Genomic DNA, 24,510 nt, shown 5'->3' on the forward strand with positions numbered 1-24,510 from the left:
CGGCGGAGATTCCTCGCTTCGCCCGGAATGACAGAATGAGAGAGTGACGGAATGAAGTTCTCCGAAAACTGGCTCCGGCAACACGTCCCCACCGACGCCACGCGTGCGCGCATGGTCGAGGTGCTCACCGCGATCGGCCTGGAGGTCGAGGACGTGACGGTGCTGGGCGAGGCGCTGGATGGCGTGGTGGTTGCGCGTATCGTCTCTGTGGAAAAGCATCCGGAAGCGGACCGCCTGCAGGTTTGCCAGGTCGACGCCGGCACCGGCGAGCCGCTGCAGATCGTCTGCGGCGCGCCCAACGCGCGTGCCGGCCTGGTCGCGCCGTTGGCCACCATCGGCACGACGGTCGGCGAGCTCACCATCAAGGCCGCGAAGCTGCGCGGCGTCGCCTCCAACGGCATGCTGTGCTCGGCCAGGGAGCTGGGCATCGACGTCGACGCCGCCGGCCTGCTGGAGCTGCCCGACGACGCGCCGGTCGGCACGCCGCTCGCCGACTACCTCGGCCTCCCCGACGCCAGCATCGAGATCAAGCTCACCCCCAACCGCGCCGACTGCTTCAGCCTGCGCGGTATCGCCTTCGATGTCGCAGCGGCGCTCGGCGGCGAGGTGGCCCCCTTCGACGCCGAGCCGGTGCCGGCCACGATCGCGGCCACGCTGCCGATCGAACTCGGCGCCCAGGCCGATGCGCCGCGCTATCTCGGCCGCGTGATCGAAGGCGTGGACGCGACCGCGGCAACGCCGTCGTGGATGGCCGAGCGCCTGCGCCGCAGCGGCATCCGCCCGGTCAGCTTCCTGGTCGACGTCACCCAGTACGTGATGCTCGAACTCGGACAGCCGATGCACGCCTTCGACCGCGACCTGCTCAAGGGACCGGTGGGCGTGCGCCGCGCCCGCACGGGCGAAACGCTCAAGCTGCTCGATGGCCGTGATGCGGTGCTGGACGGCGAGTTCCTCGCCATCACCGACGCCGATCGCGTGGTCGCGCTGGCCGGCGTGATGGGTGGCTTCGATACCCGCGTCACCGATGCCACGCGCAACGTGTTCCTGGAGGCCGCGCATTTCGCGCCGGCCGCGATCATCGGCCGCAGCCGCCGCCTGGGCATGCACACCGATGCCGCGCACCGCTTCGAACGTGGCGTGGATCCGCAACTGCCGCGCGATGCGATGGAAGTGGCGACGCGGCTGATCCTCGACATCGCCGGCGGCCAGCCTGGCCCGGTGGTCGAGGCGGCGCTCGAGGCGCACCTGCCGCAGCCGCAGGCGATCACGCTGCGTCGCGCCCGCCTGGCCCGCGTGCTGGGCCTGGACGTCGCCGATGCCGAGGTGGCCCGGATCCTGCGCGCGCTGGGCATGGACGTGAAGACGACCAACGAGGGCTGGGACGTCGTGGCGCCAAGCCGCCGCTTCGACATCGCCATCGAGGAAGACCTGATCGAGGAAGTGGCCCGCATCCACGGCTACGACGCGATCCCCACCACGCTGCCCGCGGGCGCGGCCCGCATCGCCGTGCCGAGCGAAACCCGTGCGGGCGAGGACGAGCTGCGCGCGCAGATGGCGGCGCGCGGCTACTTCGAGGCGGTGAACTTCGCCTTCGTCGACGAGGGGCTGCTGCACACCTGGCAGGCGCAGGCGGGCGGGGTGCCACTGGCCAATCCGCTCAGCGCCGAACTGGGCGTGATGCGCACCCGGCTGCTGCCCGGCCTGGTGGCCGCCGCGGCGCGCAACCTGTCGCGCCAGCAGTCGCGCGTGCGCCTGTTCGAGCTGGGCAAGGTGTTTGCCGCGTCGGCAGATGGCGAGGCGCCGATCGAGACGCCGCGCATTGCCGCGGTGATCCAGGGCGGCGCGCAAGCCGAGCAATGGGGCGCGGCGGTCCGTGGCGTGGATTTCCATGACCTGAAGGGCGACCTGGAGGCACTTGCCGCCTGCACCGGCGCGCGCCTGGATTACCGCCCCTCGGATGCGCCGCATGGGCATCCGGGCCGCAGCGCCGAGGTCGTACGCGTCGACGGCGACGCGCCCCGGCGGCTGGGCTGGATCGGCGAACTGCATCCGCGGCTGCTGCGGGCGCTGGACCTGGAAGGCACGGTGCTGGCCTTCGAGCTAGACCTGGAGCCGCTGCGCATGCGCGCCGTGCCGCGCGCCACCGCGCTGTCCCGGTTCCCGTCGGTACGCCGGGATCTCGCGTTCGTCGCCCCGGAGGGCGTGCCCTGGTCGGCGCTGGAAGCCACCGTCCGCCAGGCCGCCGGCCCGCTGTTGGCCGAGCTCCGTCTGTTCGACCGTTATGTAGGCAAAGGGGTCGATCCAGGATTCAGAAGTCTCGCAACTGGCTTGATTCTCCAAGATAATTCGCGCACTCTCACCGAGGGTGACGTGGATGTTGCGGTCGCTGCGGTCATCGCAGCGCTGCAGCACGAGCACGGCGCCAGGATCAGGAGCTGACGTGGCACTCGGGGGGATGGCGTGGCGTTGACGAAGGCGGAAATGGCCGAAAAGCTCTACGAAGAAGTCGGGCTCAACAAGCGCGAGGCGAAGGAGTTCGTCGACGCGTTTTTCGGCGTGCTGCGCGAGGGCCTGGAAAAGGGGCGGCAGGTGAAGCTGTCCGGCTTCGGCAACTTCGACCTCCGCCGCAAGAACGAGCGCCCGGGTCGCAACCCCAAGACCGGCGAGGAGATCCCGATCTCCGCGCGCACCGTCGTCACCTTCCGCCCGGGCCAGAAGCTCAAGGAACGCGTGGAAACCTATATCGGGCCGCGCGATGCTTGACCCCGGCAGCAACCGCGAACTCCCGGCGATCCCGGCCAAGCGCTACTTCACTATTGGCGAAGTCAGCGAGCTGTGCGACGTCAAGCCGCACGTGCTGCGCTACTGGGAAACCGAGTTCCCGAGCCTCAAGCCGGTCAAGCGCCGCGGCAACCGCCGCTATTACCAGCGCCACGACGTGCTGATGGTGCGCCAGATCCGCGGCCTGCTGTACGAGCAGGGCTACACCATCGGCGGCGCCCGCCTGCGGCTGGAGGGCGAGGACGCCAAGCAGGAATCGGCGATGAGCAGCCAGATCGTGCGCCAGGTGCGCATGGAGCTGGAGGAAGTCCTGGTCCTGCTGAAGCGGTAGCCGCACTGCGGCCGGACGCCACACAATGATCAGGCGCCGGCGGACCCGCGGGCCCTTGCGTCGCGTATAATCGCCAGCCAATCCGGGGTATAGCGCAGCCTGGTAGCGCACTTGTCTGGGGGACAAGTGGTCGTCGGTTCAAATCCGGCTACCCCGACCAACACACCGTCCGGCAACGTCCGGACGATACGAATAACCCCCGATCCTGTCGGGGGTTTTTTCGTTCCTGCGCGGCTGCAAGGGTCTACCTGCCACGGCACTGCGCCGTGCAGGCATGGCTTCACACGGCGCCAAGCGGTGCGTGCGTACGCTGCCGCCGTCGTTGATCACGGAGACGGGCAGTGGCGACCAAGAAGAGCGGCAGCGGCAAGCGTGAACTGATCGCACCCAATGGCGACAAGCGGCTGGTGCGACGCGACGCGGAAGGCAGGTTCAAGGAAAGCGACGACCTCGGGCGCTCCCTGTCCCAGGATGTCAGGAAGCCGGCCAAGACCACAGTCAAGTCCGGACAGGGCGACCGCGGGGATCGCAAGCGCTGACTTCGCGCGCCACCGGAGGGATCCAGGCAACTGCGGTGCCGTCCATGGCCGTATCGCGGCCGTGGACGAAGCTGCGTATGTCATTGCATCGGGAACCTGGAACTACTGGATCCCCTGACGCGGGAACTGCAGCGCCTGGCGGTGGTCCAGCGCTGAGCGCCGTTGGCCGCTTGCCACTGCAACAGGGATGTTCGATGCGACCGATCAGGATGCTGTGCCTCGCCCTGCTGTTGTTTCCGCCGATCGTGTTAGCGCAGGCGCAGCCCGTGCCGCCGGTGGAGGTGGAAGCAGCGGGCGCAGCTGGGCCCGATACCGGTCCGGACATCGTCGACCACCAGACCATAGTCGTCTCCGGCGCGCTGCCGGGTCCCGGCCTGTGGAAGGTGCGCAAGGACGGGCACACGCTGTACGTCTTGGCCACGCTGTCGCCGCTGCCCAAACGCATGGAGTGGGAGTCGGCCGGGGTTGAATCGGTGGTGGCGCGCTCGCAGCAGGTGCTGCTGCCGCCCTCGTTCACGCTCGATGCCGGCGTAGGCATGTTCCGCGGATTGATGCTGGTTCCGTCCCTGCTCAAGGCACGACGCAATCCGGACGGGCGCAGCCTGCAGGAGGTGGTGCCGGCCGAACTCTACGCGCGCTGGTCGCCGCTCAAGCAGCGCTATCTCGGCGGCGATCGCGGCGTGGAACGCTGGCGTCCGATCTTCGCCGCGCAGGAGCTGTACGAGGCGGCGATGCGCCGCTCGGGACTGGCGCGCGAGGATGTCGTCGACAAGGAGGTACGGCGCATGGCCAAGCGCTATGGCATCACGCTGCGCGCGGTGAACTTGAAGGTCGAGGTCGAGGATCCGAAGGCGGCGATCCGTGAGTTCCAGTCGACCACGCTGGCCGACACCGACTGTTTCGCCCGCACGCTGGCGCGCATCGAGACCGACCTGGAGGCAATGCGCCAGCGGGCCAACGCATGGGCCACCGGCGATATCCACACCCTGCGTGCGCTGCCGGTGGAGAACCAGTACAGGGCCTGCATCGATGCGGTCACCGGCAGTGGGCTCGCGCAGCGGCTGGGCATCGATGACGTGCGTCCGCGGCTGGCTGCGATGTGGCTGGGTGCGGCCGAGGAAGCGCTGGCGGAACACGCCACCAGCTTGGCCATGCTGCCGCTGTCGCTGGTGACCGCGCCCGACGGCTACCTCGCACAGCTCGCCGCAAAGGGTTACGAAGTCGAGGCGCCGCAGGTGGTCGCCGTGCCGGAGCAGGCACCGCCAGCCGACGGCGACGCGTCAGGCTGAGGCGAACCAGGCGCCGCCACGCGGTCGGCGCCCCTTGTTTGTCGTGCCTCAGCCGGTCGCCGCGCTGCGCGCAGGTTCACCCAGCGCAGGCCAGCGGCGCAGCACGGCGGTGCGGATGCCGGCTTCGTCCAGCCCGGCCTCGGCCAGCAGGTCCTCGCGGCTGGCGTGGTGCTGGAACGCGTCGGGCAGGCCCAGCTGCAGCACCGGCAGGGTGATGCCCTCGGCCTGCAGCAGCTCGAGCACGCCCGAGCCGGCGCCGCCCATCACCACGTTGTCCTCGAGCGTGACGAAGCCCGCATGGGTCTTCGCCAGCTCCACCAGCAGGGCGCGGTCGAGCGGCTTGATGAAGCGCATGTTGACCACGGTCAGGCCCAGTTCGGCGGCCACAGCGTCGGCCGCGGGCACCAGCGCGCCGAAGGCGAGCAGGGCGACGTGCGCGCCGCGGCGGCGCAGATCGGCCTTGCCGATCGGCAGGGTGTCCAGGGCCTCGCCCACGGCAATCCCGGGGCCGGTGCCGCGCGGGTAGCGCACCGCCGCCGGGCCTTCGTGGCGGAAGCCGGTCGACAGCATCTGCCGGCATTCGCGCTCGTCGGCCGGCGCCATCACCACCATGTTGGGCACGCAGCGCAGGTAGCTCAGGTCGAGGTTGCCGGCGTGGGTGGCGCCATCGGGGCCGACCACGCCGCCGCGATCGATCGCGAACAGCACGTCGAGCTTCTGGATCGCCACGTCGTGCACCAGCTGGTCGTAGCCACGCTGCAGGAAGGTCGAGTAGATCGCGACCACGGGCTTGGCACCCTCGCAGGCCATGCCGGCCGCCAGCGTCACCGCGTGCTGCTCGGCGATGGCGACGTCGAAGTAGCGATCGGGGTACTCCTTCGAGAAGCGCACCAGGCCCGAGCCCTCGCGCATCGCCGGGGTGATGCCCAGCAGGCGCTCGTCGTCGGCGGCCATGTCGCACAGCCAGTCGCTGAAAACGTCGGTATACGTCGGCTTCTTCGCGCCACCCTTGGCCACCACGCCGGTGGTCGGGTCGAATGGCGAAACCGCGTGGTAGCCGATCTGGTCGCCTTCGGCCAGTTCGTAGCCCTTGCCCTTGGTGGTGATGACGTGCAGCAGCTGGGGGCCTTTCATGCCCTTGAGCGTCTTCAGCGCGCCGACCAGCGCCTTCACGTCGTGGCCGTCGATCGGGCCGGTGTAGTGGAAGCCCATTTCCTCGAACAGCGTGGACGGCACGAACATGCCCTTCCAGTGCTCTTCCCAGCGGCGCACGAACTTCGCCGGCGGCTTGTTCTTGTCGCCCAGCAGCTTCTTGCCGCCTTCGCGCAGCGCGTTGAGGGTGCGGCTGCCGGTCATGCGGCCGAGCATGCGGGTCATGCCGCCGACCGCCTCGCTGATCGACATGCGGTTGTCGTTGAGGATCACCAGGATGTCCGGCTCCGGGTCCATGCCGCCGGCGTGGTTGAGCGCCTCGTAGGCCATGCCCGCGGTCATCGCGCCGTCGCCGATCACCGCCACCACCTTGCGCTCGTTGCCGGCGCGGGCGTTGGCGATCGCCATGCCCAGCGCGGCCGAGATCGAGGTGCTGGAGTGGCCGACGCCGAAGGTGTCGTAACCGCTTTCCTCGCGCTTGGGGAACGGCGCCACGCCGCCGGCCTGCTTGACGGTGTGGATGCTGTCGCGGCGGCCGGTCAGGATCTTGTGCGGATAGCACTGGTGGCCGACGTCCCAGACGATGCGGTCCTCGGGCGTGTCGTAGATCCAGTGCAGGGCGGTGGTCAGTTCGACCACGCCCAGGCCCGCGCCGAAGTGGCCGCCGGACTTGCCGACGGATTCGATCAGGTAGTTGCGCAGCTCGTCGGCGACGGCGGGCAGTTCCGCCTCGTCGAATGCGCGCAGTTCGGCGGGATTGCCGACGCGCGCGAGGCGCGGATAGCGCTTGGAATCGATCATCTGCACATTGTAATCCTGCACCGCCTGCGCGACGTGCAGGCGCTGCGACGGGTCAGCGACCGCGCAGGCGGCCCAGCAGCCCGCCAGAGCGCGCCTGCGGCACGGGTTCGGGCGCCGCCTCGGCGACCGCCTCGGCCGCGCCCGTGGCGAGGTTGGCGTTCACGAAGTCGACGATTTCCTCCAGCGCGATGTCGCTGGTTGCGGCAATTTCGGCCAGCGTGGCCGGCGCCCTCATCATCGCGGTGGCGATGCGGAAATGGCGCGGAAACTCGCGTTCGGTCTGCGGCCAGCGGTTGAGCCGGTACTTGGCGCCCGGATCATGGCCGGGCAGCAGGCTGCCCTGGCCGCTGGCCAGCGCCCCCACCCAGACCAGGCGCGCCAGCGGCTGCGGCGGGCCGGCAGCGGCCGCCTCGCGCTCGAAGGTCGCCGCGTCCACGACTTCCAGCGCGGCCTCGGAGACCTCGCCTTCGAAGTAGGGCATCAGCGGCTTGAGGGCGGCCGGCCCGTGATAGGTGCGTGCGCCGGCATCGATCAGCAGGGTGGGGCCGCTGGGTCGACGATAACGACGCAGGCCGGCGAGCTCGCCTGACGTGAGCCGCACGAACAGGGTGGCGCCCTGCGGGGGCTGGGTCGCGGGCTCTGCGGATGCCGGAGCAGGCTCGGCGACGGGCTGCGTGTCGATGGGCTCGGGTGCCGGAGACGGGATCGGTCCGGCGGCTTCGGGCATTGCTGTGGGCTGGGCGGGCGGCGCGTCCGCGGCTCCAGCCGGTGCGGCTTCCGCAGCTGCAGGCAGCGCGACATCCACGACATCCACTGCAGCCGGCGCGGGCTTCGCTTCGGCTTCGCTGGCGACCTCCTGCAGCAGCGCGGCGATCGAGTCGGCGCTGAACGGGCGGCTGAGTCGGAAGTCGGTCTGCGCGCGCGTGGCCGAGGTCAGGCCGACCACGCGCTTGCCCGAGGCGTGCAGGCGCAGCCAACTCATCGGACCGTACATGCTGTCCATGTCGACCACGATGTGGTCGGCCTGGGTTTCGGGGAGCAACTGCCAACGGCCGCCGAGGCGCTGGTTGGCTTCGATGAAGGCCGCTTTGAGTGCGGTTTCGGTTGCAGGGTCCATCCCGGCCAGGCCGATGGTCAGGGACATTGCGCGGATTCATTACGGATGATCCCGCGAGTGTAGCCGACCGGAGCGCGGGCGCGCCCGCGCTCCGGTCTCGAGCTGCGATGCGGCCGCAGGGCCGCTATGGGTGCCGGGGGCCGTGGCGAGGGCAGGCAGGCCTGCCCGGTGGCCCGCAAGATCCCCTACTGGCGCGGCCGTCTGCGCTTGGGCAGGTGCGAGCGCAGGAAGGCCATCTGGTCGGCAAGGATGTTGCGGTTGGACAGGATCAGGTGCTCGATCCAGCTCGGCCGGTAGGGCACGGCCAGCAGCGGCATCGAGGCCTGCTGCGGGGTGCGCCCGCCCTTGCGCGAATTGCAGTGGAAGCAGGCACAGACCACGTTTTCCCAGGTGTCGCGGCCGCCGCGCGAGAGCGGCACCACGTGGTCGCGGGTGAGCAGCTGGCGGCTGTGGCCCTTGCCGCAGTACATGCACAGGTGCTGGTCGCGCGCGAACAGCGAGGCGTTGGTGAGCGCGGGCGTCGGGTCGAGCGCCTGCGGGCGCACCGTGCTGCGCGCGGCGATGATCGGATGCAGCTCGAGCGTGCTGCGCATGCCGGTGAGGCGGCTGGTGCCGCCGCGCACGTTGAGGCAGGGGTCGCCGAGGGTCCAGGCGACCGCACCGCGCGCATACAGGCAGGCTGCGTCCTGCCAGCTGATCCAGTTCAACGCGCGGCCGTGGGCGTCGAGCGAAAGCAGCCGCACCGAATCGAGGCGGTGCGGCAGTGCATGCGGGACCGGAAATCGAGGGGCGACGACGCCTTCCGGAATCCCAGGGATTCCGGGGGGAATCTCGCGAAGCTGCGCTCTGTCAGACTCCATCGGACGCCGAGCATAACGCCATTCGGTGACGATTGCGCGACCGGCGGCGGTGCCCGTAGCCGGCCACTGCGGGGGCGATCAGGCGTATCGACACGACGTGCAGCGCGACGCGGGCGCACCAGCCTCAGGCGTCGAACGCAGCCTCGTCCAGCGACAGCAGCGGCGCCGGGCCGCTGTCGATCGCCGCCTTGTGCGCCAGCGTGCGCGGCAGCAGGCGCGCGTAATAGAAGCGCGCGGTCTCGCGCTTGGCATCCTTGAAGGCCTGCGGCTGCGACGAGGCATCGGCCGCGGCCACGCTGCGCGCCCACCAGTAGGCCAGCGCCACGTAGCCCGAATAGAACAGGTAGTCGTATGCCGCCGCGCCGATCTCTTCCGGATCCGCCGCCGCACGCTTGGCGATCGCAATGGTCAGCGCCTGCCACTCCTGCGCCTTCTCCATCAGCGGGCCGATGAACTCGGCCATCGCCGGGTTGCCAACCTGCTGCTCGCAGAACACCTGCACCATGCCCAGGAACGCCTTCAGCCCCGCGCCCTGCAGTTGCATGGTCTTGCGGCCCATCAGGTCCAGCGCCTGGATGCCGGTGGTGCCTTCGTAGAGCGTGGTGATGCGCGCATCGCGCGCCAGCTGCTCCATGCCGTGCTCGGCGATGTAGCCGTGGCCGCCGAAGCACTGCAGCGCGTGGTAGGTGCACTCCACGCCCCATTCGGTCAGGCAGCCCTTGACGATCGGGGTGAGGAAACCGAGCAGTTCGTCGGCCGCCTTGCGCTCATCCTCGCTGGCCGCGTGTGCAGCCAGGTCGACCTGCAGGCCTGCGTGGTAGGCCAGTGCGCGGCCGCCCTCCACCAGCGCCTTGCAGGTGAGCAGCATGCGCCGCACGTCCGGCTGCACGATGATCGGATCGGCCGGGCGCTCGGGGAACTTCGCGCCCGACAGCGCGCGCGACTGCAATCGTTCGCGCGAATAGCGCAGCGCGTTCTGCATGGCCCGTTCGGCCAGGCCCAGGCCCTGGATGCCGACGCCCAGGCGCGCGGTGTTCATCATGGTGAACATCGCCATCAGGCCGCGATGCGGCTGGCCGACCAGCCAGCCCTCCGCGCCGTCGAAGTTCATCACGCAGGTGGCCGAGCCATGGATGCCCATCTTGTGCTCGACCGCGCCGCAGCGCACCGCGTTGCGCTCGCCCACGCTGCCTTCGCGGTCGACCCTGAACTTGGGTACGACGAACAGCGAGATGCCCTTGCTGCCGGCCGGTGCGTCCGGCAGCCGCGCCAGCACCAGGTGGATGATGTTGGGAGTGAGGTCGTGCTCGCCGGCGGTGATGAAGATCTTGGTGCCGGTGAGCGAGTACGCGCCGTCCGCCGCGGGTTCGGCGCGGGTCTTGAGCAGCCCCAGGTCGGTGCCGCAGTGCGGCTCGGTCAGGCACATGGTGCCGGTCCACTCGCCGGTGACGAGCTTCTCCAGGAACACCTTCTGCAGCCATTCCTCGCCGTGGTGCTGCAGCGCGCTGGCCGCGCCGTGCGAGAGCAGCGGGAAGTTGCCCCAGGCCAGGTTGGCCGAGTTGATCATCTCCTCCAGCGGCATGCCGGCCACGTGCGGCATACCCATGCCGCCGAACTCGGCCGGCGCCGACAGGCCGCTCCAGCCGCCCTCGGTGAACTGGCGGTAGGCCTCGGCAAAACCGGGCGCAGTGGTGACGCTGCCGCTGTCCTTGTCGTAGACCACGCCGTGCTCGTCGCCGGCCTTGTTCAACGGCGCCAGCACCGTGCCGCTGAAGCGCGCGGCTTCGTCGAGCATGGGATCGATGATGTCGCGTCCCGTGTCTGCGAAGCCAAGGCGGGCGAAGCCGGACTCGACGTCCAGCAGGTCGAACAGGGTGAAGCGCATGTCGCGCAGCGGCGCGGAATAGGTGCTCATCGGAATGCTCGCAGGTCGAATGGCGGTGCGGTCAGCGCAGCACGCCCGGCAGGCCGGGCACCGGGCTCAGCCGGCTGTCGCGCTTGACCTCGTAGTCGCGGACCTTGCCGCGGTCGGTGGGCGCGGCGTCGATGGTGCCTTCGAGCCGGTACTGCATCCCGCGGCCGTCGGCCAGCCTGCCGGCCAGCAGCAGGCGCGCATCGGCGGAGGGAGCAAAGGCCACGGTGATCACGTCGGCCGACTCCGGCCCGATGGTCAGCGCCGGCTGCGCGGCCAGGGTGCCGGCCGCCTGCTCGTCGACGGTAAAGACCAGCGACACCGCCTCGAAGCGCATCGGGATGCTGCTGTAGTTCTGCAGCCGCAGCTCGATCGACCAGCTACCGTCGGCCCCGACCGTCAGCTGCTGCAGGCTGGCCGTCGGCTCCGACACCCGCCGCGGCACGCCGCGGCTCGAGCACGCCACCAGGGACACCACCACCAGCAACGCCAGCACACGCCATCCAAGCTTCATCGCAACCCCACGCGTCGTCACGGACTGCCGCGAGGATACTACGACGTACGGTAGGGGTTGGTCGGGCGGGGCGGGGCGCTGGCCGGGGCGCCTGAATCCCTGGCGGACCAGGTTCCCCTGCTTGCCCGACGGACCGGCCGCCCGTATCATGCGCGGCTCGCACGGCCCAGCGCCGGAGCGCGTGGCCGGGTAGCTCAGTTGGTAGAGCAGGGGATTGAAAATCCCCGTGTCGGGGGTTCGACTCCCTCCCCGGCCACCATTGCAGAGAGAAGAAGAGACCGCCTCAGGGCGGTTTTTTTCTGCCTCCCTCGGTTCTCCGGGTCTGAACTGTGTAGGACTTTTCCTACACCTCGTCGCGTTAGCCGCTGACTGTGCTTCCCCGTGCCGCGGCGCAAGCTTGTCTCCGCCCCGGCAGCGACCATCGGAGAATGGCGCTGCAGGGACGCGGGTCCGGCCGGAGAATGCCGAACCAGCCGGGGCACCTTTCTTTCGAAGGTGCCGGAACATGATTCGTGAACTGATCGAGATCGAGGCCTCCGCGGGAGGCTGGCGGGTGCGCAGCCAGGGCGTGGCCGAGGCCGAGGCGCTGTACCGTCCGACCAAGCTGCAGGCGATCGAGGAGGCGCACACGATGGCCTCGCGCCGCTATGTGGAAACCGGCCACCCCACGGCGGTGCTGGTGCCGATGGGTGGCGGTACGTCGGTGGTCATCGCCACCTGCGGTTGACTGAAGCCCCTGCGGGCTGCGGGCCTCAGTTGCGGGACTGCGCACCGGTCGTGAGGATATCCGCGGCGATCTGTTGCGCCTGTTCACGCAGCTCGGGGATGGCGATGCTCTCCCACAGGTCACCGATGCGCAGGGCGCCGAGAACGTACAGGCCCGGGTCGGGCCGGCCGCTGCGGTTGTAGACGTGGCCGATGTCGCTGCTGGCCACGCCCAGCCCCTGCGGCCCGGGCAGGACCAGGCCGCGTCCGCGCAGCGCCTGCAGCAGGGTGCCGGGGCGCAGGTCGATGTTGGTCTCCACGCCGGTGGCGTTGATGATCCAGTCGGCGCGCAGCATGTGTTCGCGCAGCCCATGGCGCGGACGGAAATGCACGTGGCTGCCGTTGGCGGGGTCCGCCGTGATTGCCTGCAGTCGGCCGGCCCTGCTCTGGAGCTGGCCGCTGGTGCGCAGCGCGTCCAGGGTCGCGGCTACCTCCGGCGCGATGCGGTGGCGGTGGATGTCCCAATAGCGCACGGCGTGACGCAGGAAGCGGCGACGCTGTGCGTCGTCGAGCGATTGCCACAGCGCCTGGCCATGGTGGCGCAGCCGGTCGAAGCTCCATTGCCAGGGTTCGCCGGTCGCGACCGCCGCCTCGATCCGGCTGCGCAGCACGCGCCAGCGATCGCGAACGCCGAGCGGCAGCAGGTCATCGACGCTCGTGCCGTGCTGCGGGCCGGTCGGCGCATGCGGCAACGGCATCAGGCCATGCCGCGAGAGCACGTGGATCGGTCCGCGGTGTCCGGCCGCGGCGAGGCTGAGCGTGGCATCGACCATGCTCAGGCCCGAGCCGAGGATGCAGACCGCGTCGTCGGGGTCGATGCGCTGCACCGCGTCGTAGTCCCAGGCTTCGGCCAGGCGCATCCCGGGATGCTGCAGGTATCCGGGCAGAGGCCGGGACGCGTTGCCGATGGCGAGCACCACGTGGCGCGCGAGTGCGCTGCCGCCGTCGGCCAGGTGCACGCGGAAGCCGCCGTCCAGGCGCTCGATATCGACCGCGCGCTCGCGCAGGTGCGTGGGCGCGCGCTGCGCGGGCAGGGTTTCGAGGGTATGCCGCAGGTAGCGTCCGTAGTCGCGACGGCGGGCGAAGCTGTCGCGCAATCCGTCCTCGCCGATGGCCGCATCCTGGGCGAGGAAGCGGACGAAGTGGTCCTGCTGCCCGGCGATCGCGCTCATGCGCGACGCGACCACGTTGAGCAGGTGCTCGGCGCGCCCGGTGGCGTAGGCCGCGCCGCGCGCAAGCTGCGCATCTGGTTCGATGATCGCGACCGGCTCCGCGCAGCGGTCATCCATCAACAGCCCGATTGCGACGAGGACGCCCGCGGCACCGCCGCCGACGATCAACGTGCCGAAGCGGGGTTCATCGGCGGAAGCAGGTGTCATGCGGACTGTGCGATGGGCTCATGCGGGCATTGTGGCATCCGGTCCGCGTGGCGGCGATGCCGAGCGGGTCCTGAACTTCCGGATCCAGGCAAGGCCTGCCGCAGTCGCCACGGGCGCATCATGAGGTCGGCTCACGAGCTGCGGCCTGAGGAGGCGACGATGGATACGAAGAAGCTGATGACGATTGCCGCGTCGGCGGCGCTGCTGGCGCTGGCTGCGTGTGCTTCCAGTGCCGGGCTGGATGCGGCAGGAAAGCGTGCGCTTTACCAGGCGCATGCCGGCGAGCCGGTGCCGAGTTTCCGCTTCTTCGGAAGCATCAACGGCTGGACGCCATTGGGCGACAGCGAACTGGTGGTGTGGACCAGGCCCGCCGAAGCCTGGCTGCTGGCGCTGCAGGGCCCATGCCCGGACCTGGAGTTTGCGCCGGCGATCGGGTTGACCAGCCAGATGAATCGCGTGCATGCGAGCTTCGACAAGGTCATCGCACGGGGCGCAGGTTCGATGCGAATGCCGTGCCACATCCGGGAGATCCGTCCGCTGGATGTCAAGGCGCTGCGTGCGTCGGAGAAGGAGTTGCGCGAAGCGCAGGTGCAGGAGCGCGAAAGCGGATCCTGAGGCGCACGTCGCTGTCGCGCGACGCGGGTTCGGCGCATGGGGTGCGAAGCTGGACGAGCGTCATTCCAAGGCAATCATGGGATTCATGTTGCTCCTGGCGACGCTGCGGCTGTGAAAATGGATCCCGGCTTTCGCCGGGATGACGGTGATTGGCGTTCGCCGGGATGACGGTGGCTGGCGTTCGCTGGGGCGACGGTGGTTTGCGTCGCCGGGATGGCCGCTGCTGGTGTTGCAGCGCCTCACCTTGACCGTCATTCCAGCGAACGCTGGAAGCGATTTTCAACAGCCCGCAGGGCTGGTCATCCATGGTGCTCCTCGGCAGCCGACGGCCGTCGAAAAGCAGCGCGACAGCCGCTCAGGACGTTCCGTCTTCCGGCACGTAGCCTGCGGGCTTGTCCGCGCCGCCGGCGAACAGGAACTTCTGCATCTCTTCCTCGAGGAAGGCGCGATGCTTGGGATCGAGCGGCGAGAGGCGGTTCTCGTTGATCAGCATGGTCTGGTGCGCCAGCCACGTCGCCCAGGCGGACTTGCCGATGTTGGCGAACACGCGCTTGCCCAGTTCGCCCGGCCAGGGCACGAAGTCCATGCCCTCCGTATCACGTTGTTCGTAGCTGCAGAAAACGGTGCGGGCCATGCTGTGCACTCCGGTAGATGCCAGCCCCTATTGTAGGAGCGGCTTCAGCCGCGGGGCGTTCATGTGAATAGATGCGTGGCGAGGGCTGCGGCCGTGCCGATCGGCGGCTGAAGAGGCGGCTTCCTGCTGCGGCTGCGTAGGCCCGTCGGGTTCGGGTCGCGGCTGAAGCCGCTCCTACGGGGGCAAGGTTGATTCGAGGAGGGTGCGGATGGGGGCGGGGATGCCGAGGGATCGGAGTTCATCGCGCCTGACCCAGCGCAGGTCGAGGTTGTCCTGCACCGACGCGCGCAGCATGACCCCGCGCCATGTGATCGGCTGCAGCGTGAGGCGGAAATGGGTAAAGCCGTGCGCGATCGGGTCGAGCGCTTCGCCGCTGTCGAAACCATCACGGACGTGGCGTTCGAACCACGTGCGTGCGGCGCCCGCCTCCGGGTGATCGGGCAATGACCAGAGAGCGGCCCAGATGCCGGTCGGCGGGCGACGCTGCATCAGCACACGGCCTTCGGGATCGCGAATGAGCAGCACCAGCGTTTGCCGTTCGGGCAGCGGCTTGCCAGGCCTGGGCGTGGGCAGGTCGTCGACGCGGCCCTGTTGCAGCGCCACGCAGTCGTGCTGCAGCGGGCACAGCATGCAGGCCGGATCGTGGCGCGTGCACAGCGTCGCGCCGAAATCCATCTGCGCCTGGGTGTAGTCGGCCATGCGGCCTTCGGGCACGCCGGGAACATGCAACGTGGCGATGGTCCAGAGCCGTTTCTCGACCGCGGGAAGCCCCGGCCAACCCCCGACGCCGTGCACGCGGCACAACACGCGCTTGACGTTGCCGTCGAGGATCGCAAAGGGCTCGCCCCATGCCTGCGACAGGATCGCGCCCGCGGTGCTGCGGCCGATGCCGGGCAGGGCGAGCAGGGCATCGAAGTCGCGCGGCAGCTCGCCGCCATGCAGCCCGACGCAGCGCTGCGCGGCAGCATGCAGGTTGCGCGCGCGGGCGTAGTAGCCCAGGCCCGACCACAGTGCGAGTACCTCGTCGAGCGTGGCTGCGGCAAGCGCGCGCACGTCCGGCAGCGCAGCGACGAAGCGCTCGAAATAGGGCACGACCACGCGCACTTGGGTCTGCTGCAGCATGATCTCCGACAGCCACACCCGATACGGCGTGCGTGGATGCTGCCAGGGCAGGTCGTGGCGACCGGAGACGTCGAACCACTGCAGCAGGCGCTCGGCGTAACGGTCAATGGCCGGCTCGTCGCTGATGGCGGCGCGGCTCATGGTGTTGACGCCCCGACGTCTTCGAACTCGATGCTGACGCCTTCAAGCCTCGCGCCCGAGATCTCCATCGCGTCGGCTTCAAGCCTCCCGTTGAGCGGCGGCAGCAGGCTGCCCCGATCCATGTCCGATGCCCAGGCCACCAGCCCGGGCACGTCGAGTTGGCCGTCGAAGCGCAGGTCGTCGCGCTCCACGCGCAGCGCAAGCGGCGCGCTGAAATCGACAGGACCCAGATAGCTGGTGGACAGCGCCAGCGGCTGCTCCGAGGCGCCCAGCGGCGGCGGCAGCGCCGGCCAGTCGGCGGGCCACTGCGCGATGCGTCCGTCGAGCTGCACCAGCAGCTGGCGACCCAGTGCCAGCCGTCCGCGTGCATCCAGCTCCGGCACCAGCCCGCCGCCGCGCAGCGCAACGCCGGCCGGCAGCAGGGTCCAGGCGCCGTCATGCGCGCGCAGCGGCCCCTGCAGGCCCAGGGAAAAAGGAATGCTCGTGTCGCCCGAAATGAAGTGTCCGCCCGCGCCGAACCTGGCCGGCAGCAGCGCCAGTGCTCCATCCCAGTGCAGGGCGCCCGACAGCGTCACCTGCGCGGGCAGCCGCCAGCCTGCGCGTGCGGGTGTGACCGCGCCGACGACCGCGAAGCCGCGCCCGCTCGCCGGGCGCTGCAGCGTCGCCGCAAGATCGAAGGGCGCACGCATCGACGCATCCACGTAGCGGCCTGAAGCGCGTGCGCGCACCGGTGTGTCGTCGCGCAGCTGCGGCAGGCCGAGGGCGAAGGCTTCGATCCGCCAGCCGCCACCTTCGACACGGCCGTTGCGCACCTGCAGCCCGCGCGTGAGCGTGGGCACGCGGCCATCGCCCGGCGGGCGCGTGGCCAGCCAGTGCTGCAGCGCCGCCACATCGAGCACCGGCGCATCCAGCTCGACGCGCACCAGCTCCAGCGGATCGCCAAGTCCGCGGATCGTGCGCCACGGCAGGGAGACCAGCAGTCGCCGTGCCTGCAGCAGTGGACGCTCCGCACCGGGCTCACGCACGACCAGGTCGCGCACCACGAAACTCGGCTGGCGCCCCAGCCGCGTGGCCGCATCGCCTGCGGCGCTGATCTCCAGTCCCATCGACGCGCCGACGCGGGCCAGCACCAGCGGCACGATCCGCTCCGGCGGCAGCGCGATCCAGACAACCAGCGACAGCAGGACCAGCAGCGCAAGCGCCGCCGCGCACAGCAGCAGGAGGATCCGTCGCCAGCGCCGGCGCGCCTGCGGCGGCCTGGCCTGGCGCGGGGTCGCGCTCACCCGAGCGTTTCGGGCAGCAGCGCGTCGACGAAAGCTTCGGCGTCGAACACGCGCAGGTCCTCGGGGCGCTCGCCGATGCCGGCGAAGCGGATCGGGATGCCGAACTCGCGCGCCAGCGCGAACACCACGCCGCCCTTGGCGGTGCCGTCGAGCTTGGTGACCACCAGGCCGGTGACGTTGACCGCGGCATGGAACTGGCGCAGCTGCGACAGCGCGTTCTGGCCGGTGGTGCCATCGATCACCATCAGCACCTCGTGCGGCGCGGTCGGGTCGATCTTGCCCAGCACGCGGCGGATCTTGCTCAGCTCGGCCATCAGCCCCTGCTGGGTATGCAGGCGCCCGGCGGTGTCGGCGATCAGCACTTCGCTGCCGCGCGACTTCGCCGCCTGCAGCGCATCAAACGCAACCGAGGCCGGGTCGGCGTCCTGGCCCTGCGCGATCACGGCCACGCCGTTGCGATGGCCCCAGGCCTGCAGCTGCGCAACGGCGGCGGCGCGGAACGTGTCGCCGGCGGCCAGCATCAGCGAACGCCCTTCATCCTTGAAGCGACGCGCCAGCTTGCCGATGGTGGTGGTCTTGCCGACGCCGTTGACGCCAACGGTGAGGATCACGAACGGCCTGGCCGCCCGGTCGATCAGCAGCGGTTTGGCGACCGGCTGCAGCATGGCGATCAGGTCCGCGCGCAGCGCGGCCAGCATGGCCCTGGCGTCGGCGAACTCACGGGCCTTCATCCGCTTGCGCAACTGTTCGACCAGTTGCGTGGTGGCGGTGACGCCGACGTCGGCGGTGAGCAGCGCGGTCTCGATCTCGTCGAGCAGGTCGTCATCGAGCTTCGGGTTGCGCGAGAACAGGCCGCCGACGCTGCGCGCGAATACGCTGCCGCGCAGGCGATCGCGCCAGCCGGTCTTGCCCGGGGCCGCGGGCGGCGTCGTAGGGGCGGGTTCAGCAAGCGGCGTCGAATCGGCGGTAGGGGGCTGGCCGGATGCTGCAGATGCAATGGGAACCGCAGCTGCGGGAGACGCGGGCGCGACCGGCGCAGCTTGCGTTGCCGGCGGCGGCTCCGGTGCGGGCGGCAGCGGAGACGGCGCCCGCAGTTCCGCGGGTGCCGGAGACGGCAATGCCGCTTCGCTTTCCTGCGAGGGCACGGCGATGGAAGGTTGCGTCGAGGGTTTGCCCGTTGGCTCCGGCGTGCTCGGCGGTTCCTGCGCGGGAGGCGGCGGCTGTAGTGGCGCGGACTGCTGCTCCGACTCCACAGGCGCTGCAACGGCGCCGGCATCCGGAAACGCGGCCGCCAGTTCCTCGATGCTGTAGCGGCTCTTGCGCTCGCCCGGGCCGGTCCCGCTACGGTCGTCGTCAGCAGTCTCGTGGTCTGGCTTCTTGCGGCCGAACAGTCGGATCATCGGGCGGGTGCGGACCGGTCGGGGGGCGGTCCCAAAGGCCGGCCATGCTACCACCGGGCGCGGGGCCACCCGTGACTGCAGGCCCTTGGCATCCGTGTCCGGATCGGGTTCCATCGACTCCCCGTTGAAGCTGTCCGTCGCAGGAGTCCGCAATGCCGCAATCCCCCCGTTTCCGCCTGCCGGCAGGCGCGCTGATGCTGGCGCTGTCGCTTGCGCCGGGCCAGGCAGTGCTCGCGCAGCCGCAGCTGGTGGAGCCGCAGGCAGCCCCGGCAGCGGCCGATCCGGCCTCCGCCAGCCAGGCGGACCAGGCACTGCGCGCGCTGTACACGCAGGAGTGGGAATGGCGCCAGCGGGAGTTCGAGCGCGAGAAGATCGACGGCCGCTGGCAGGCGTCGGGCCGCATGCCGTCGATCGCCGCGGAAGACTGGGAGCGTCGCGCCGGCTACTGGAAACAGGTGCTCGAAGCGCTCGACGTGATTGCGCCCGATGCGCTGTCGCCGCAGGAGCGTGTCAACGCAGCGGTGTTCCGCAGCATGATCGAGGCCGACCACAACTCGGCCGCCTGGCGCACCTGGGAGGCGCCCTTCAACAGCGACTCCTTCTTCTGGGGCTATCTGGTCCCGCGCCAGCCCTATGCGCGCGAGGCGGAATGGGAGCGCCTGTTCGGGCGCCTGCGCGACCTGCCGCGCCACTTCGACCAGCACATGGCCAACATGGAGCTGGGCCTGGCGCGCGGCTGGAGCGTGCCGCGCGTCAGCATCGAGGGCCGCGACCGCACCATCGAGCCCTATACCCGCACCGATGCGGGAAACCCTTTCATCGCCTCGATCGAGGCGATGCCGGCCTCGATCCCGGAGCCGCGCCGCAGCGAGCTGCAGGCCGAGGGGCGCAGGCTTGTGCTCGAACACGTGGTGCCCTCGTACACGAAGCTGCTGTCCTTCATCCGCGAGGACTACATGCCGCGCGCGCGCACCACGATCGCGGCCAGCGACCTGCCCGACGGCCGTGCCTTCTACCGCACCCAGCTGCGCGAATACGTCACCCGCGACATGGAGCCGCGGGAGATCCACGAGATCGGGCTGGAGGAGGTGGCGCGGATCTCGGCGGAAATGCGCGAGGTGATGGCGCGCGCTGGCTTCCAGGGCAGCTTCGAGGAGTTCCTGCAGTACCTGCGTACCGATCCGAAGTTCTATGCGCGCACCCCGCGCGAGCTGCTGGCCGCCGCGTCGTACATCGCCAAGAAGGTCGATGGCCAGCTCAAGTACGCGTTCAACACGCTGCCGCGCTACCGCTTCACGATCCTGCCGGTGCCCGACGACATCGCGCCGATCTACACTTCCGGCCGCGGCGGCCTGGATGCGTGCCTGTTCAACACCTACGACCTGGCCTCGCGCCCGCTGTACAACCTGCCGGCGCTGGTGGTCCACGAATGCGCGCCAGGGCACAGCTTCCAGGCGGCGCTTGCACTGGAGGCGCCGGCGCGGCCGGAGTTCCGCCAACAGATCTACTTTTCCGGCTATGGCGAGGGCTGGGGCCTGTACACCGAATGGCTGGGCACACAGATGGGCATCTACGAGACGCCCTACGAGGAGTTCGGCCGGCTGACCTTCGAGATGTGGCGCGCCGCGCGCCTGGTGATCGATACCGGCATCCACGAGTACGGCTGGAGCCGCCAGCAGGCAGTCGACTACCTCGCCAGCCACACCGCACTGGCGCGGCACGACGTGGAAACCGAGGTCGACCGCTACATCTCCTGGCCGGGACAGGCGCTGGCCTATTACCTGGGCTACCGCACCATCCTCGACCTGCGCGCGGAGGCCGAGCGTGAGCTGGGTGACCGCTTCGACCAGCGCCCCTTCCACGACACCGTGCTCAACCTCGGGTCGGTGCCGCTGCCGGTGCTGGAGGACGAGGTGCGCGCATTCATCGCCGCGCAGAAGGCGGCGCCTGCGCCATGAGCCGTGCGCCCGGCAGCGTGCGCATCATCGGCGGTCGTTGGCGCGGTACGCGTCTGCCGGTGGCGGACGCGACCGGGCTGCGTCCGACCCCGGACCGCACCCGCGAGACTTTGTTCAACTGGCTGCAGCCGGTGCTGCCGGGCGCGCGCGTGCTGGACCTGTTCGCAGGCAGCGGCGCGCTGGGGTTGGAGGCGGTTTCGCGAGGCGCGCGCGAGGCGCTGCTGGTGGAGCGCGATGCGCGCCAGTGCGAATCGCTGCGCGCGGTGACGGCCAGGCTGGAAGACGGGCAGGCGGCGACGATCGTGCAGGCCGACGCGCTGGCCTTCCTGCGCGCGCCGCTGCACGGCCGCTTCGACGTGCTGTTCGTCGATCCGCCGTTTGCAGCAGACCTCTGGGAACCGGTATTCGCGCAGCTCGATCCGTGGCTGGCCGACGAGGCCTGGCTCTACGTCGAGGCGCCGCTGCAGCGCAGCATCGAACCCGGTACGGGCTGGCGGCCGCACCGCGAAGGCACGACCCGCGAGACCCGCCACGCACTGTACCGGCGCATCGGCTGAACGGCGCCGGGCCGCGCTGCTACACTGGCCGCGACTCCGGACAGCGACTGCGCAACCGCCAAGATCATGAGCCCGGCCCGTACCCGCACCGCGGTCTATCCCGGTACCTTCGACCCGATCACCAACGGCCACATCGACCTTGTCGACCGTGCCGCGCCGCTGTGGCAGCGGCTCGTGGTGGGCGTGGCCGCAAGCCCGTCGAAGAAGCCGACGCTGTCGCTGGAGCTGCGCGTGCGGCTCGCGCGCGAAGCCCTGGCACACCACACCAACGTGGAGGTGCAGGGCTTCGACTCGCTGCTTGCGCATTTCGTGCGCGAGGTGGGCGGCGGCATCCTGCTGCGCGGCCTGCGCGCGGTGTCGGACTTCGAGTACGAATTCCAGATGGCGAGCATGAACCGCCACCTGATTCCCGAAGTGGAAACCTTGTTCCTCACCCCGGCCGAGCAGCACGGTTTCATTTCATCGTCGCTGGTGCGCGAGATCTCGCGCCTGGGCGGCGACGTGTCCGGCTTCGTGCCGGCGGCCGTGGCCGAGGCGCTGCAGGCCGAGTGGCAGCGCGCCGCGGATTGATATCCATCCCCACACCTCACCCGGAGTACCCGAGATGAAACTGTTGAACAGCATTGCGCTGGCCGCGTGCCTGCTGCTGCCGCTCGCGGCATGCAACAAGGAAGAGGCCGCGCCAGTCGAGCGCGCGCCGCTCGCCTCGCCGACCACCGACGACAAGGCCGCCTGGCAGGACTACCTGAACGACCAGATCCCGCGTCACATGGAGGGCATCACCGCCCAGCCCTACGTGTACCGCGTGCCGGCCAACGACAACCCGAATGATCCGGAGGAGTACAACCGGCTCCTGGAGAAGGCCACGATGGACGTCGGCCGCGGCATCGTGAAGGGCAACATCCTCGCCTACGCCGGCCTCAACCCGACCAAGACCGCCGACCTGATCGTGTCCGCGTTCGAGACCGTGAACCCGAACACCATGAAGGAAGTGCGCGTGGTCTACATCGGCGACAGCGCCAACAACGACCGCGTCCGTGCCGCCGTCGAGCCTGCCGGCGTGGAATACGTCTTCGTCGAATCCAAGTGACCATCCGGCCGCGCCCGCGCAAGCGGGTGCGGCTGCCGGATGGTCTTCCTTCCACCCGCTGCGCGGGTTCGGAATGGGGGCACCCGTGTAGGAGCGGCTTCAGCCGCGATCGCGCGACCCGATGCGTCGCGCCACCTCATGTGGTGATCGCGGCTGAGGCCGCTCCTGCAAACAGCCTGGGGTCAGTGGCGGCCCGCGCCATTCCGCCGGTGGAACGGACCGTTGGCGGTGCAGGGCATACAATGCGGGCATGGCCCTGAAGATCAACGAGCTCTGCGTCAACTGCGACGTCTGCGAGCCGGCCTGCCCGAACAGCGCGATCACCCAGGGCGAAACCGTCTACGTGATCCATCCGGACCTGTGCACCGAATGCGTCGGCCACTTCGACGAGCCGCAGTGCGTGATGGTGTGCCCGGTCGAATGCATCGACCCCGATCCCGAGCATCCCGAAAGCGAGCCGCAGCTGCTGGCCAAGCTGCTGCGCCTGCAGGGCGGGCAATCCCAGGCCAATGCGCCGGAGGAGAATCCTTGAACACCCTGTTCCGCACGGTCCTGCTGCTGGCCTTCCTGGCTGGCTCCTCCGCACTCGCGCGCGAGACGAAGCCGGCGCATCCGCCGGGCGCGGCGATCGCCTCGGCGCATGCACTGGCCACCAACGCCGGTTTCGAAACCCTGCGCGCCGGCGGCAACGCCTTCGATGCGGCGATCACGGTGTCCGCGGTGCTGTCGGTGGTCGAGCCGATCTCCTCGGGGCTGGGCGGTGGCGGCTTCTTCCTGCTGCACGATGCGAAGACCGGTCGCGACGTCTTCGTCGACGCGCGCGAGACCGCGCCAGCCTCGGCGACCCCGGAGCGCTACCTCACGCCCGATGGCGAGTTGGATCGCGACCGCGCGATCAACGGTCCCTGGTCTGCGGGCATTCCGGGGCTGCCGGCGGCGTTCGTGCACCTCGCGGAAAAGTACGGGGAGCTGCCACTGGCGACCTCGCTGGCGCCGGCGATCCGCGTCGCGCGCGACGGCTTTCCAGTCTACGAACGCTTCGCCCGCGGCTACCAGCAGCGGCGCGAGGTGATGGAGCGTTACTCCGGCACGCGCGCGGTGTTCCTCGCCGGCGGCGCTGCGCCGGAGCAAGGCGACGTGTTCCGCCAGCCCGACCTGGCGCGCACGCTGCAGCTGCTTGCCGAGCACGGTTTCGACGGCTTCTATCGTGGCGAGGTCGGAAAAAAGCTCGTCGCCGGCGTCAACGCCGAGGGCGGACAGTGGAGCGCCGACGAACTGGCCGCGTACACGATCAAGGAGCGCGAGCCGATCCGCTTCCGCTACCGCGACTGGGACATCGTCACCGCGCCACCGCCGTCGTCCGGCGGCATCGCGCTGGCGCAGATGCTGCAGATCCTGGAGGGATGGGACCTCCAACAGCTCGACGAGGCCGCGCGCACGCACCTGGTGGTCGAGTCGATGCGTCGCGCCTTCCGCGACCGCACCTTCTACCTGGGCGATCCGGATTTCGTGCAGGTGCCGCAGCGCCTGCTGACCAGCAGCGACTACGCCGCCGGCCTGCGCGCGACGATCAATCCAGCGCGGGCCACGCCCAGCGACATGCTGTCGGGCGAGCAGACGCCGCTGGAGGACGAGGAAACCACGCACTTCTCCATCATCGACGGCGCCGGCAACCGCGTCGCGGTCACGCAGACGGTGAACCTGCTGTTCGGCTCGGGCCTGGTGCCGCCCGGCACCGGCGTGCTGCTCAACAACGAGATGGACGACTTCGCGCTCAAGCCCGGCACGCCCAACGCGTTCGGGGTGATGGGTTACGACGCCAACGCGCCCGCACCGGGCAAGCGCATGCTCAGCTCGATGACGCCGACCTTCATGCAATCGGGCGAGCGCGTGGTCGCGCTTGGCACGCCCGGCGGCAGCCGCATCATCACCATGGTGCTGCTGGGCATCCTCGGCTACGACGCCGGGCTCGATGCGCAGGCCGTCGCCGCGCTGCCGCGCTACCACCACCAGTGGATGCCGGACGTGATCGGCGCAGAGAGCGGCGCATTCACGCCGCAGGTGGCACAGGCGCTGCGCGCGCTCGGCCATACGCTCAGGCTGCCCGGCGACGAGGCCGAAGGTGGCCGCGGCTCCAGCCATGTCTGGGGCAACCTGCAGACGGTGGAATGGAACCTGCGCGACAACACCCTGCACGGCGGCAGCGACCCACGCAATCCGGTGGGCAAGGCGGCGGTTGAAACGGCGGTTGTCACGGAGCGCTGAGGCAG

Annotated in this window: 23 protein-coding genes and 2 tRNA genes; 15 read left to right on the forward strand and 10 right to left on the reverse strand. The window is 69.9% G+C overall.

Going from position 1 to position 24,510, the window contains the following annotated elements:
- Nucleotides 1-51: 51 nt before the first annotated feature.
- The 6 genes from pheT to ACW5DW_RS10170 all read left to right on the forward strand — a co-directional run bounded on the left by pheT (nucleotide 52) and on the right by ACW5DW_RS10170 (nucleotide 4,940).
- On the forward strand, nucleotides 52-2,439 hold the full coding sequence (gene pheT, locus ACW5DW_RS10145) for a phenylalanine--tRNA ligase subunit beta (RefSeq protein WP_457018719.1): 2,388 nt from the start codon (nucleotides 52-54) through the stop codon (nucleotides 2,437-2,439).
- Between the two features lie 21 nt (nucleotides 2,440-2,460).
- The gene (locus ACW5DW_RS10150; RefSeq protein ID WP_457018720.1) at nucleotides 2,461-2,763 is read left to right on the forward strand and encodes an integration host factor subunit alpha; all 303 of its coding nucleotides are present in this window, start codon (nucleotides 2,461-2,463) and stop codon (nucleotides 2,761-2,763) included.
- On the forward strand, nucleotides 2,756-3,112 hold the full coding sequence (locus ACW5DW_RS10155; RefSeq protein WP_457018721.1) for a MerR family transcriptional regulator: 357 nt from the start codon (nucleotides 2,756-2,758) through the stop codon (nucleotides 3,110-3,112). The genes ACW5DW_RS10150 and ACW5DW_RS10155 overlap by 8 nt, the downstream gene beginning before the upstream one ends.
- A gap of 83 nt (nucleotides 3,113-3,195) precedes the next feature.
- Nucleotides 3,196-3,272: transfer RNA gene (locus tag ACW5DW_RS10160), tRNA-Pro, on the forward strand.
- Between the two features lie 181 nt (nucleotides 3,273-3,453).
- The gene (locus tag ACW5DW_RS10165) at nucleotides 3,454-3,651 is read left to right on the forward strand and encodes a hypothetical protein (RefSeq protein WP_457018722.1); all 198 of its coding nucleotides are present in this window, start codon (nucleotides 3,454-3,456) and stop codon (nucleotides 3,649-3,651) included.
- 194 nt (nucleotides 3,652-3,845) lie between these two features.
- The gene (locus ACW5DW_RS10170; RefSeq protein ID WP_457018723.1) at nucleotides 3,846-4,940 is read left to right on the forward strand and encodes a TraB/GumN family protein; all 1,095 of its coding nucleotides are present in this window, start codon (nucleotides 3,846-3,848) and stop codon (nucleotides 4,938-4,940) included.
- Nucleotides 4,941-4,988: 48 nt separating this feature from the next.
- On the opposite strand, the gene dxs is transcribed toward ACW5DW_RS10170, so the two are convergent.
- From dxs to ACW5DW_RS10195, 5 genes are all read right to left on the reverse strand, one after another.
- The gene (gene dxs, locus ACW5DW_RS10175; RefSeq protein ID WP_457018724.1) at nucleotides 4,989-6,893 is read right to left on the reverse strand and encodes a 1-deoxy-D-xylulose-5-phosphate synthase; all 1,905 of its coding nucleotides are present in this window, start codon (nucleotides 6,891-6,893) and stop codon (nucleotides 4,989-4,991) included.
- A 52-nt stretch (nucleotides 6,894-6,945) separates the two neighbouring features.
- Complete coding sequence (locus ACW5DW_RS10180) at nucleotides 6,946-8,037, reverse strand: hypothetical protein (RefSeq protein ID WP_457018725.1); 1,092 nt, start codon at nucleotides 8,035-8,037, stop codon at nucleotides 6,946-6,948.
- A gap of 158 nt (nucleotides 8,038-8,195) precedes the next feature.
- Nucleotides 8,196-8,870, reverse strand: coding sequence for an HNH endonuclease (locus tag ACW5DW_RS10185; protein ID WP_457018726.1), 675 nt, complete (start codon nucleotides 8,868-8,870; stop codon nucleotides 8,196-8,198).
- A gap of 124 nt (nucleotides 8,871-8,994) precedes the next feature.
- On the reverse strand, nucleotides 8,995-10,785 hold the full coding sequence (locus ACW5DW_RS10190) for an acyl-CoA dehydrogenase C-terminal domain-containing protein (RefSeq protein ID WP_457018727.1): 1,791 nt from the start codon (nucleotides 10,783-10,785) through the stop codon (nucleotides 8,995-8,997).
- A gap of 31 nt (nucleotides 10,786-10,816) precedes the next feature.
- Nucleotides 10,817-11,296 (reverse strand): NDR1/HIN1-like protein, encoded by a 480-nt coding sequence (locus tag ACW5DW_RS10195; RefSeq protein ID WP_457018728.1) that lies wholly within the window; start codon nucleotides 11,294-11,296, stop codon nucleotides 10,817-10,819.
- 183 nt (nucleotides 11,297-11,479) lie between these two features.
- Here ACW5DW_RS10195 and ACW5DW_RS10200 point away from each other — a divergent pair.
- Nucleotides 11,480-11,555 (forward strand) — tRNA-Phe (locus ACW5DW_RS10200).
- A 246-nt stretch (nucleotides 11,556-11,801) separates the two neighbouring features.
- The gene (locus tag ACW5DW_RS10205; protein WP_457018729.1) at nucleotides 11,802-12,023 is read left to right on the forward strand and encodes a hypothetical protein; all 222 of its coding nucleotides are present in this window, start codon (nucleotides 11,802-11,804) and stop codon (nucleotides 12,021-12,023) included.
- Nucleotides 12,024-12,048: 25 nt separating this feature from the next.
- On the opposite strand, the gene ACW5DW_RS10210 is transcribed toward ACW5DW_RS10205, so the two are convergent.
- Nucleotides 12,049-13,440, reverse strand: a complete 1,392-nt coding sequence (locus tag ACW5DW_RS10210) for an FAD/NAD(P)-binding protein (protein ID WP_457018730.1) — start codon at nucleotides 13,438-13,440, stop codon at nucleotides 12,049-12,051.
- A gap of 159 nt (nucleotides 13,441-13,599) precedes the next feature.
- Between ACW5DW_RS10210 and ACW5DW_RS10215 the strand changes: the two genes are divergently transcribed.
- Entirely contained in the window at nucleotides 13,600-14,055 is a 456-nt protein-coding gene (locus ACW5DW_RS10215) for a DUF6491 family protein (protein ID WP_457018731.1), read from the forward strand.
- A gap of 355 nt (nucleotides 14,056-14,410) precedes the next feature.
- Here ACW5DW_RS10215 and ACW5DW_RS10220 read toward each other — a convergent pair whose 3' ends face one another.
- The 4 genes from ACW5DW_RS10220 to ftsY form a co-directional block, all read right to left on the reverse strand.
- Nucleotides 14,411-14,689 (reverse strand): oxidative damage protection protein, encoded by a 279-nt coding sequence (locus ACW5DW_RS10220; RefSeq protein WP_457018732.1) that lies wholly within the window; start codon nucleotides 14,687-14,689, stop codon nucleotides 14,411-14,413.
- Between the two features lie 174 nt (nucleotides 14,690-14,863).
- Nucleotides 14,864-15,952: an A/G-specific adenine glycosylase gene (gene mutY / locus ACW5DW_RS10225; RefSeq protein ID WP_457018733.1), complete on the reverse strand. Its 1,089-nt coding sequence runs from the start codon at nucleotides 15,950-15,952 to the stop codon at nucleotides 14,864-14,866.
- The gene (locus ACW5DW_RS10230) at nucleotides 15,949-17,235 is read right to left on the reverse strand and encodes a hypothetical protein (RefSeq protein ID WP_457018734.1); all 1,287 of its coding nucleotides are present in this window, start codon (nucleotides 17,233-17,235) and stop codon (nucleotides 15,949-15,951) included. The genes mutY and ACW5DW_RS10230 overlap by 4 nt, the downstream gene beginning before the upstream one ends.
- The gene (gene ftsY / locus ACW5DW_RS10235) at nucleotides 17,232-18,635 is read right to left on the reverse strand and encodes a signal recognition particle-docking protein FtsY (protein WP_457018735.1); all 1,404 of its coding nucleotides are present in this window, start codon (nucleotides 18,633-18,635) and stop codon (nucleotides 17,232-17,234) included. Before ftsY ends, ACW5DW_RS10230 begins: the two co-directional genes overlap by 4 nt.
- 152 nt (nucleotides 18,636-18,787) lie before the next feature.
- On the opposite strand from ftsY, the gene ACW5DW_RS10240 reads away from it, so the two are divergent.
- The 6 genes from ACW5DW_RS10240 to ggt all read left to right on the forward strand — a co-directional run bounded on the left by ACW5DW_RS10240 (nucleotide 18,788) and on the right by ggt (nucleotide 24,505).
- A complete protein-coding gene (locus tag ACW5DW_RS10240) occupies nucleotides 18,788-20,593 on the forward strand; it encodes a DUF885 domain-containing protein (RefSeq protein WP_457018736.1) in 1,806 nt (601 codons plus the stop codon).
- The gene (gene rsmD / locus ACW5DW_RS10245; RefSeq protein WP_457018737.1) at nucleotides 20,590-21,150 is read left to right on the forward strand and encodes a 16S rRNA (guanine(966)-N(2))-methyltransferase RsmD; all 561 of its coding nucleotides are present in this window, start codon (nucleotides 20,590-20,592) and stop codon (nucleotides 21,148-21,150) included. Before ACW5DW_RS10240 ends, rsmD begins: the two co-directional genes overlap by 4 nt.
- Before the next feature lie 66 nt (nucleotides 21,151-21,216).
- A complete protein-coding gene (gene coaD, locus ACW5DW_RS10250; RefSeq protein WP_457018738.1) occupies nucleotides 21,217-21,720 on the forward strand; it encodes a pantetheine-phosphate adenylyltransferase in 504 nt (167 codons plus the stop codon).
- A gap of 34 nt (nucleotides 21,721-21,754) precedes the next feature.
- On the forward strand, nucleotides 21,755-22,240 hold the full coding sequence (locus tag ACW5DW_RS10255; protein WP_457018739.1) for a hypothetical protein: 486 nt from the start codon (nucleotides 21,755-21,757) through the stop codon (nucleotides 22,238-22,240).
- Nucleotides 22,241-22,490: 250 nt separating this feature from the next.
- Nucleotides 22,491-22,772, forward strand: a complete 282-nt coding sequence (locus tag ACW5DW_RS10260; protein WP_457018740.1) for a YfhL family 4Fe-4S dicluster ferredoxin — start codon at nucleotides 22,491-22,493, stop codon at nucleotides 22,770-22,772.
- Entirely contained in the window at nucleotides 22,769-24,505 is a 1,737-nt protein-coding gene (gene ggt, locus ACW5DW_RS10265) for a gamma-glutamyltransferase (protein ID WP_457018741.1), read from the forward strand. Before ACW5DW_RS10260 ends, ggt begins: the two co-directional genes overlap by 4 nt.
- The last annotated feature ends 5 nt before the right edge of the window (nucleotides 24,506-24,510 follow it).

It is taken from the genome of Luteimonas sp. A482 (assembly GCF_054072655.1).

What these genes read in the sequence shown, in the direction of transcription:
- pheT (WP_457018719.1), top strand. Translation starts at nt 52, where the DNA reads ATGAAGTTCTCCGAAAACTGGCTCCGGCAACACGTCCCCACCGACGCC.
- ACW5DW_RS10155 (WP_457018721.1), top strand. Translation starts at nt 2,756, where the DNA reads ATGCTTGACCCCGGCAGCAACCGCGAACTCCCGGCGATCCCGGCCAAG.
- ACW5DW_RS10170 (WP_457018723.1), top strand. Translation starts at nt 3,846, where the DNA reads ATGCGACCGATCAGGATGCTGTGCCTCGCCCTGCTGTTGTTTCCGCCG.
- dxs (WP_457018724.1), bottom strand. Translation starts at nt 6,893, where the DNA reads ATGATCGATTCCAAGCGCTATCCGCGCCTCGCGCGCGTCGGCAATCCC.
- ACW5DW_RS10180 (WP_457018725.1), bottom strand. Translation starts at nt 8,037, where the DNA reads ATGTCCCTGACCATCGGCCTGGCCGGGATGGACCCTGCAACCGAAACC.
- ACW5DW_RS10185 (WP_457018726.1), bottom strand. Translation starts at nt 8,870, where the DNA reads ATGGAGTCTGACAGAGCGCAGCTTCGCGAGATTCCCCCCGGAATCCCT.
- ACW5DW_RS10190 (WP_457018727.1), bottom strand. Translation starts at nt 10,785, where the DNA reads ATGAGCACCTATTCCGCGCCGCTGCGCGACATGCGCTTCACCCTGTTC.
- ACW5DW_RS10195 (WP_457018728.1), bottom strand. Translation starts at nt 11,296, where the DNA reads ATGAAGCTTGGATGGCGTGTGCTGGCGTTGCTGGTGGTGGTGTCCCTG.
- ACW5DW_RS10205 (WP_457018729.1), top strand. Translation starts at nt 11,802, where the DNA reads ATGATTCGTGAACTGATCGAGATCGAGGCCTCCGCGGGAGGCTGGCGG.
- ACW5DW_RS10210 (WP_457018730.1), bottom strand. Translation starts at nt 13,440, where the DNA reads ATGACACCTGCTTCCGCCGATGAACCCCGCTTCGGCACGTTGATCGTC.
- ACW5DW_RS10215 (WP_457018731.1), top strand. Translation starts at nt 13,600, where the DNA reads ATGGATACGAAGAAGCTGATGACGATTGCCGCGTCGGCGGCGCTGCTG.
- ACW5DW_RS10220 (WP_457018732.1), bottom strand. Translation starts at nt 14,689, where the DNA reads ATGGCCCGCACCGTTTTCTGCAGCTACGAACAACGTGATACGGAGGGC.
- mutY (WP_457018733.1), bottom strand. Translation starts at nt 15,952, where the DNA reads ATGAGCCGCGCCGCCATCAGCGACGAGCCGGCCATTGACCGTTACGCC.
- ftsY (WP_457018735.1), bottom strand. Translation starts at nt 18,635, where the DNA reads ATGATCCGACTGTTCGGCCGCAAGAAGCCAGACCACGAGACTGCTGAC.
- ACW5DW_RS10240 (WP_457018736.1), top strand. Translation starts at nt 18,788, where the DNA reads ATGCCGCAATCCCCCCGTTTCCGCCTGCCGGCAGGCGCGCTGATGCTG.
- rsmD (WP_457018737.1), top strand. Translation starts at nt 20,590, where the DNA reads ATGAGCCGTGCGCCCGGCAGCGTGCGCATCATCGGCGGTCGTTGGCGC.
- coaD (WP_457018738.1), top strand. Translation starts at nt 21,217, where the DNA reads ATGAGCCCGGCCCGTACCCGCACCGCGGTCTATCCCGGTACCTTCGAC.
- ACW5DW_RS10255 (WP_457018739.1), top strand. Translation starts at nt 21,755, where the DNA reads ATGAAACTGTTGAACAGCATTGCGCTGGCCGCGTGCCTGCTGCTGCCG.
- ACW5DW_RS10260 (WP_457018740.1), top strand. Translation starts at nt 22,491, where the DNA reads ATGGCCCTGAAGATCAACGAGCTCTGCGTCAACTGCGACGTCTGCGAG.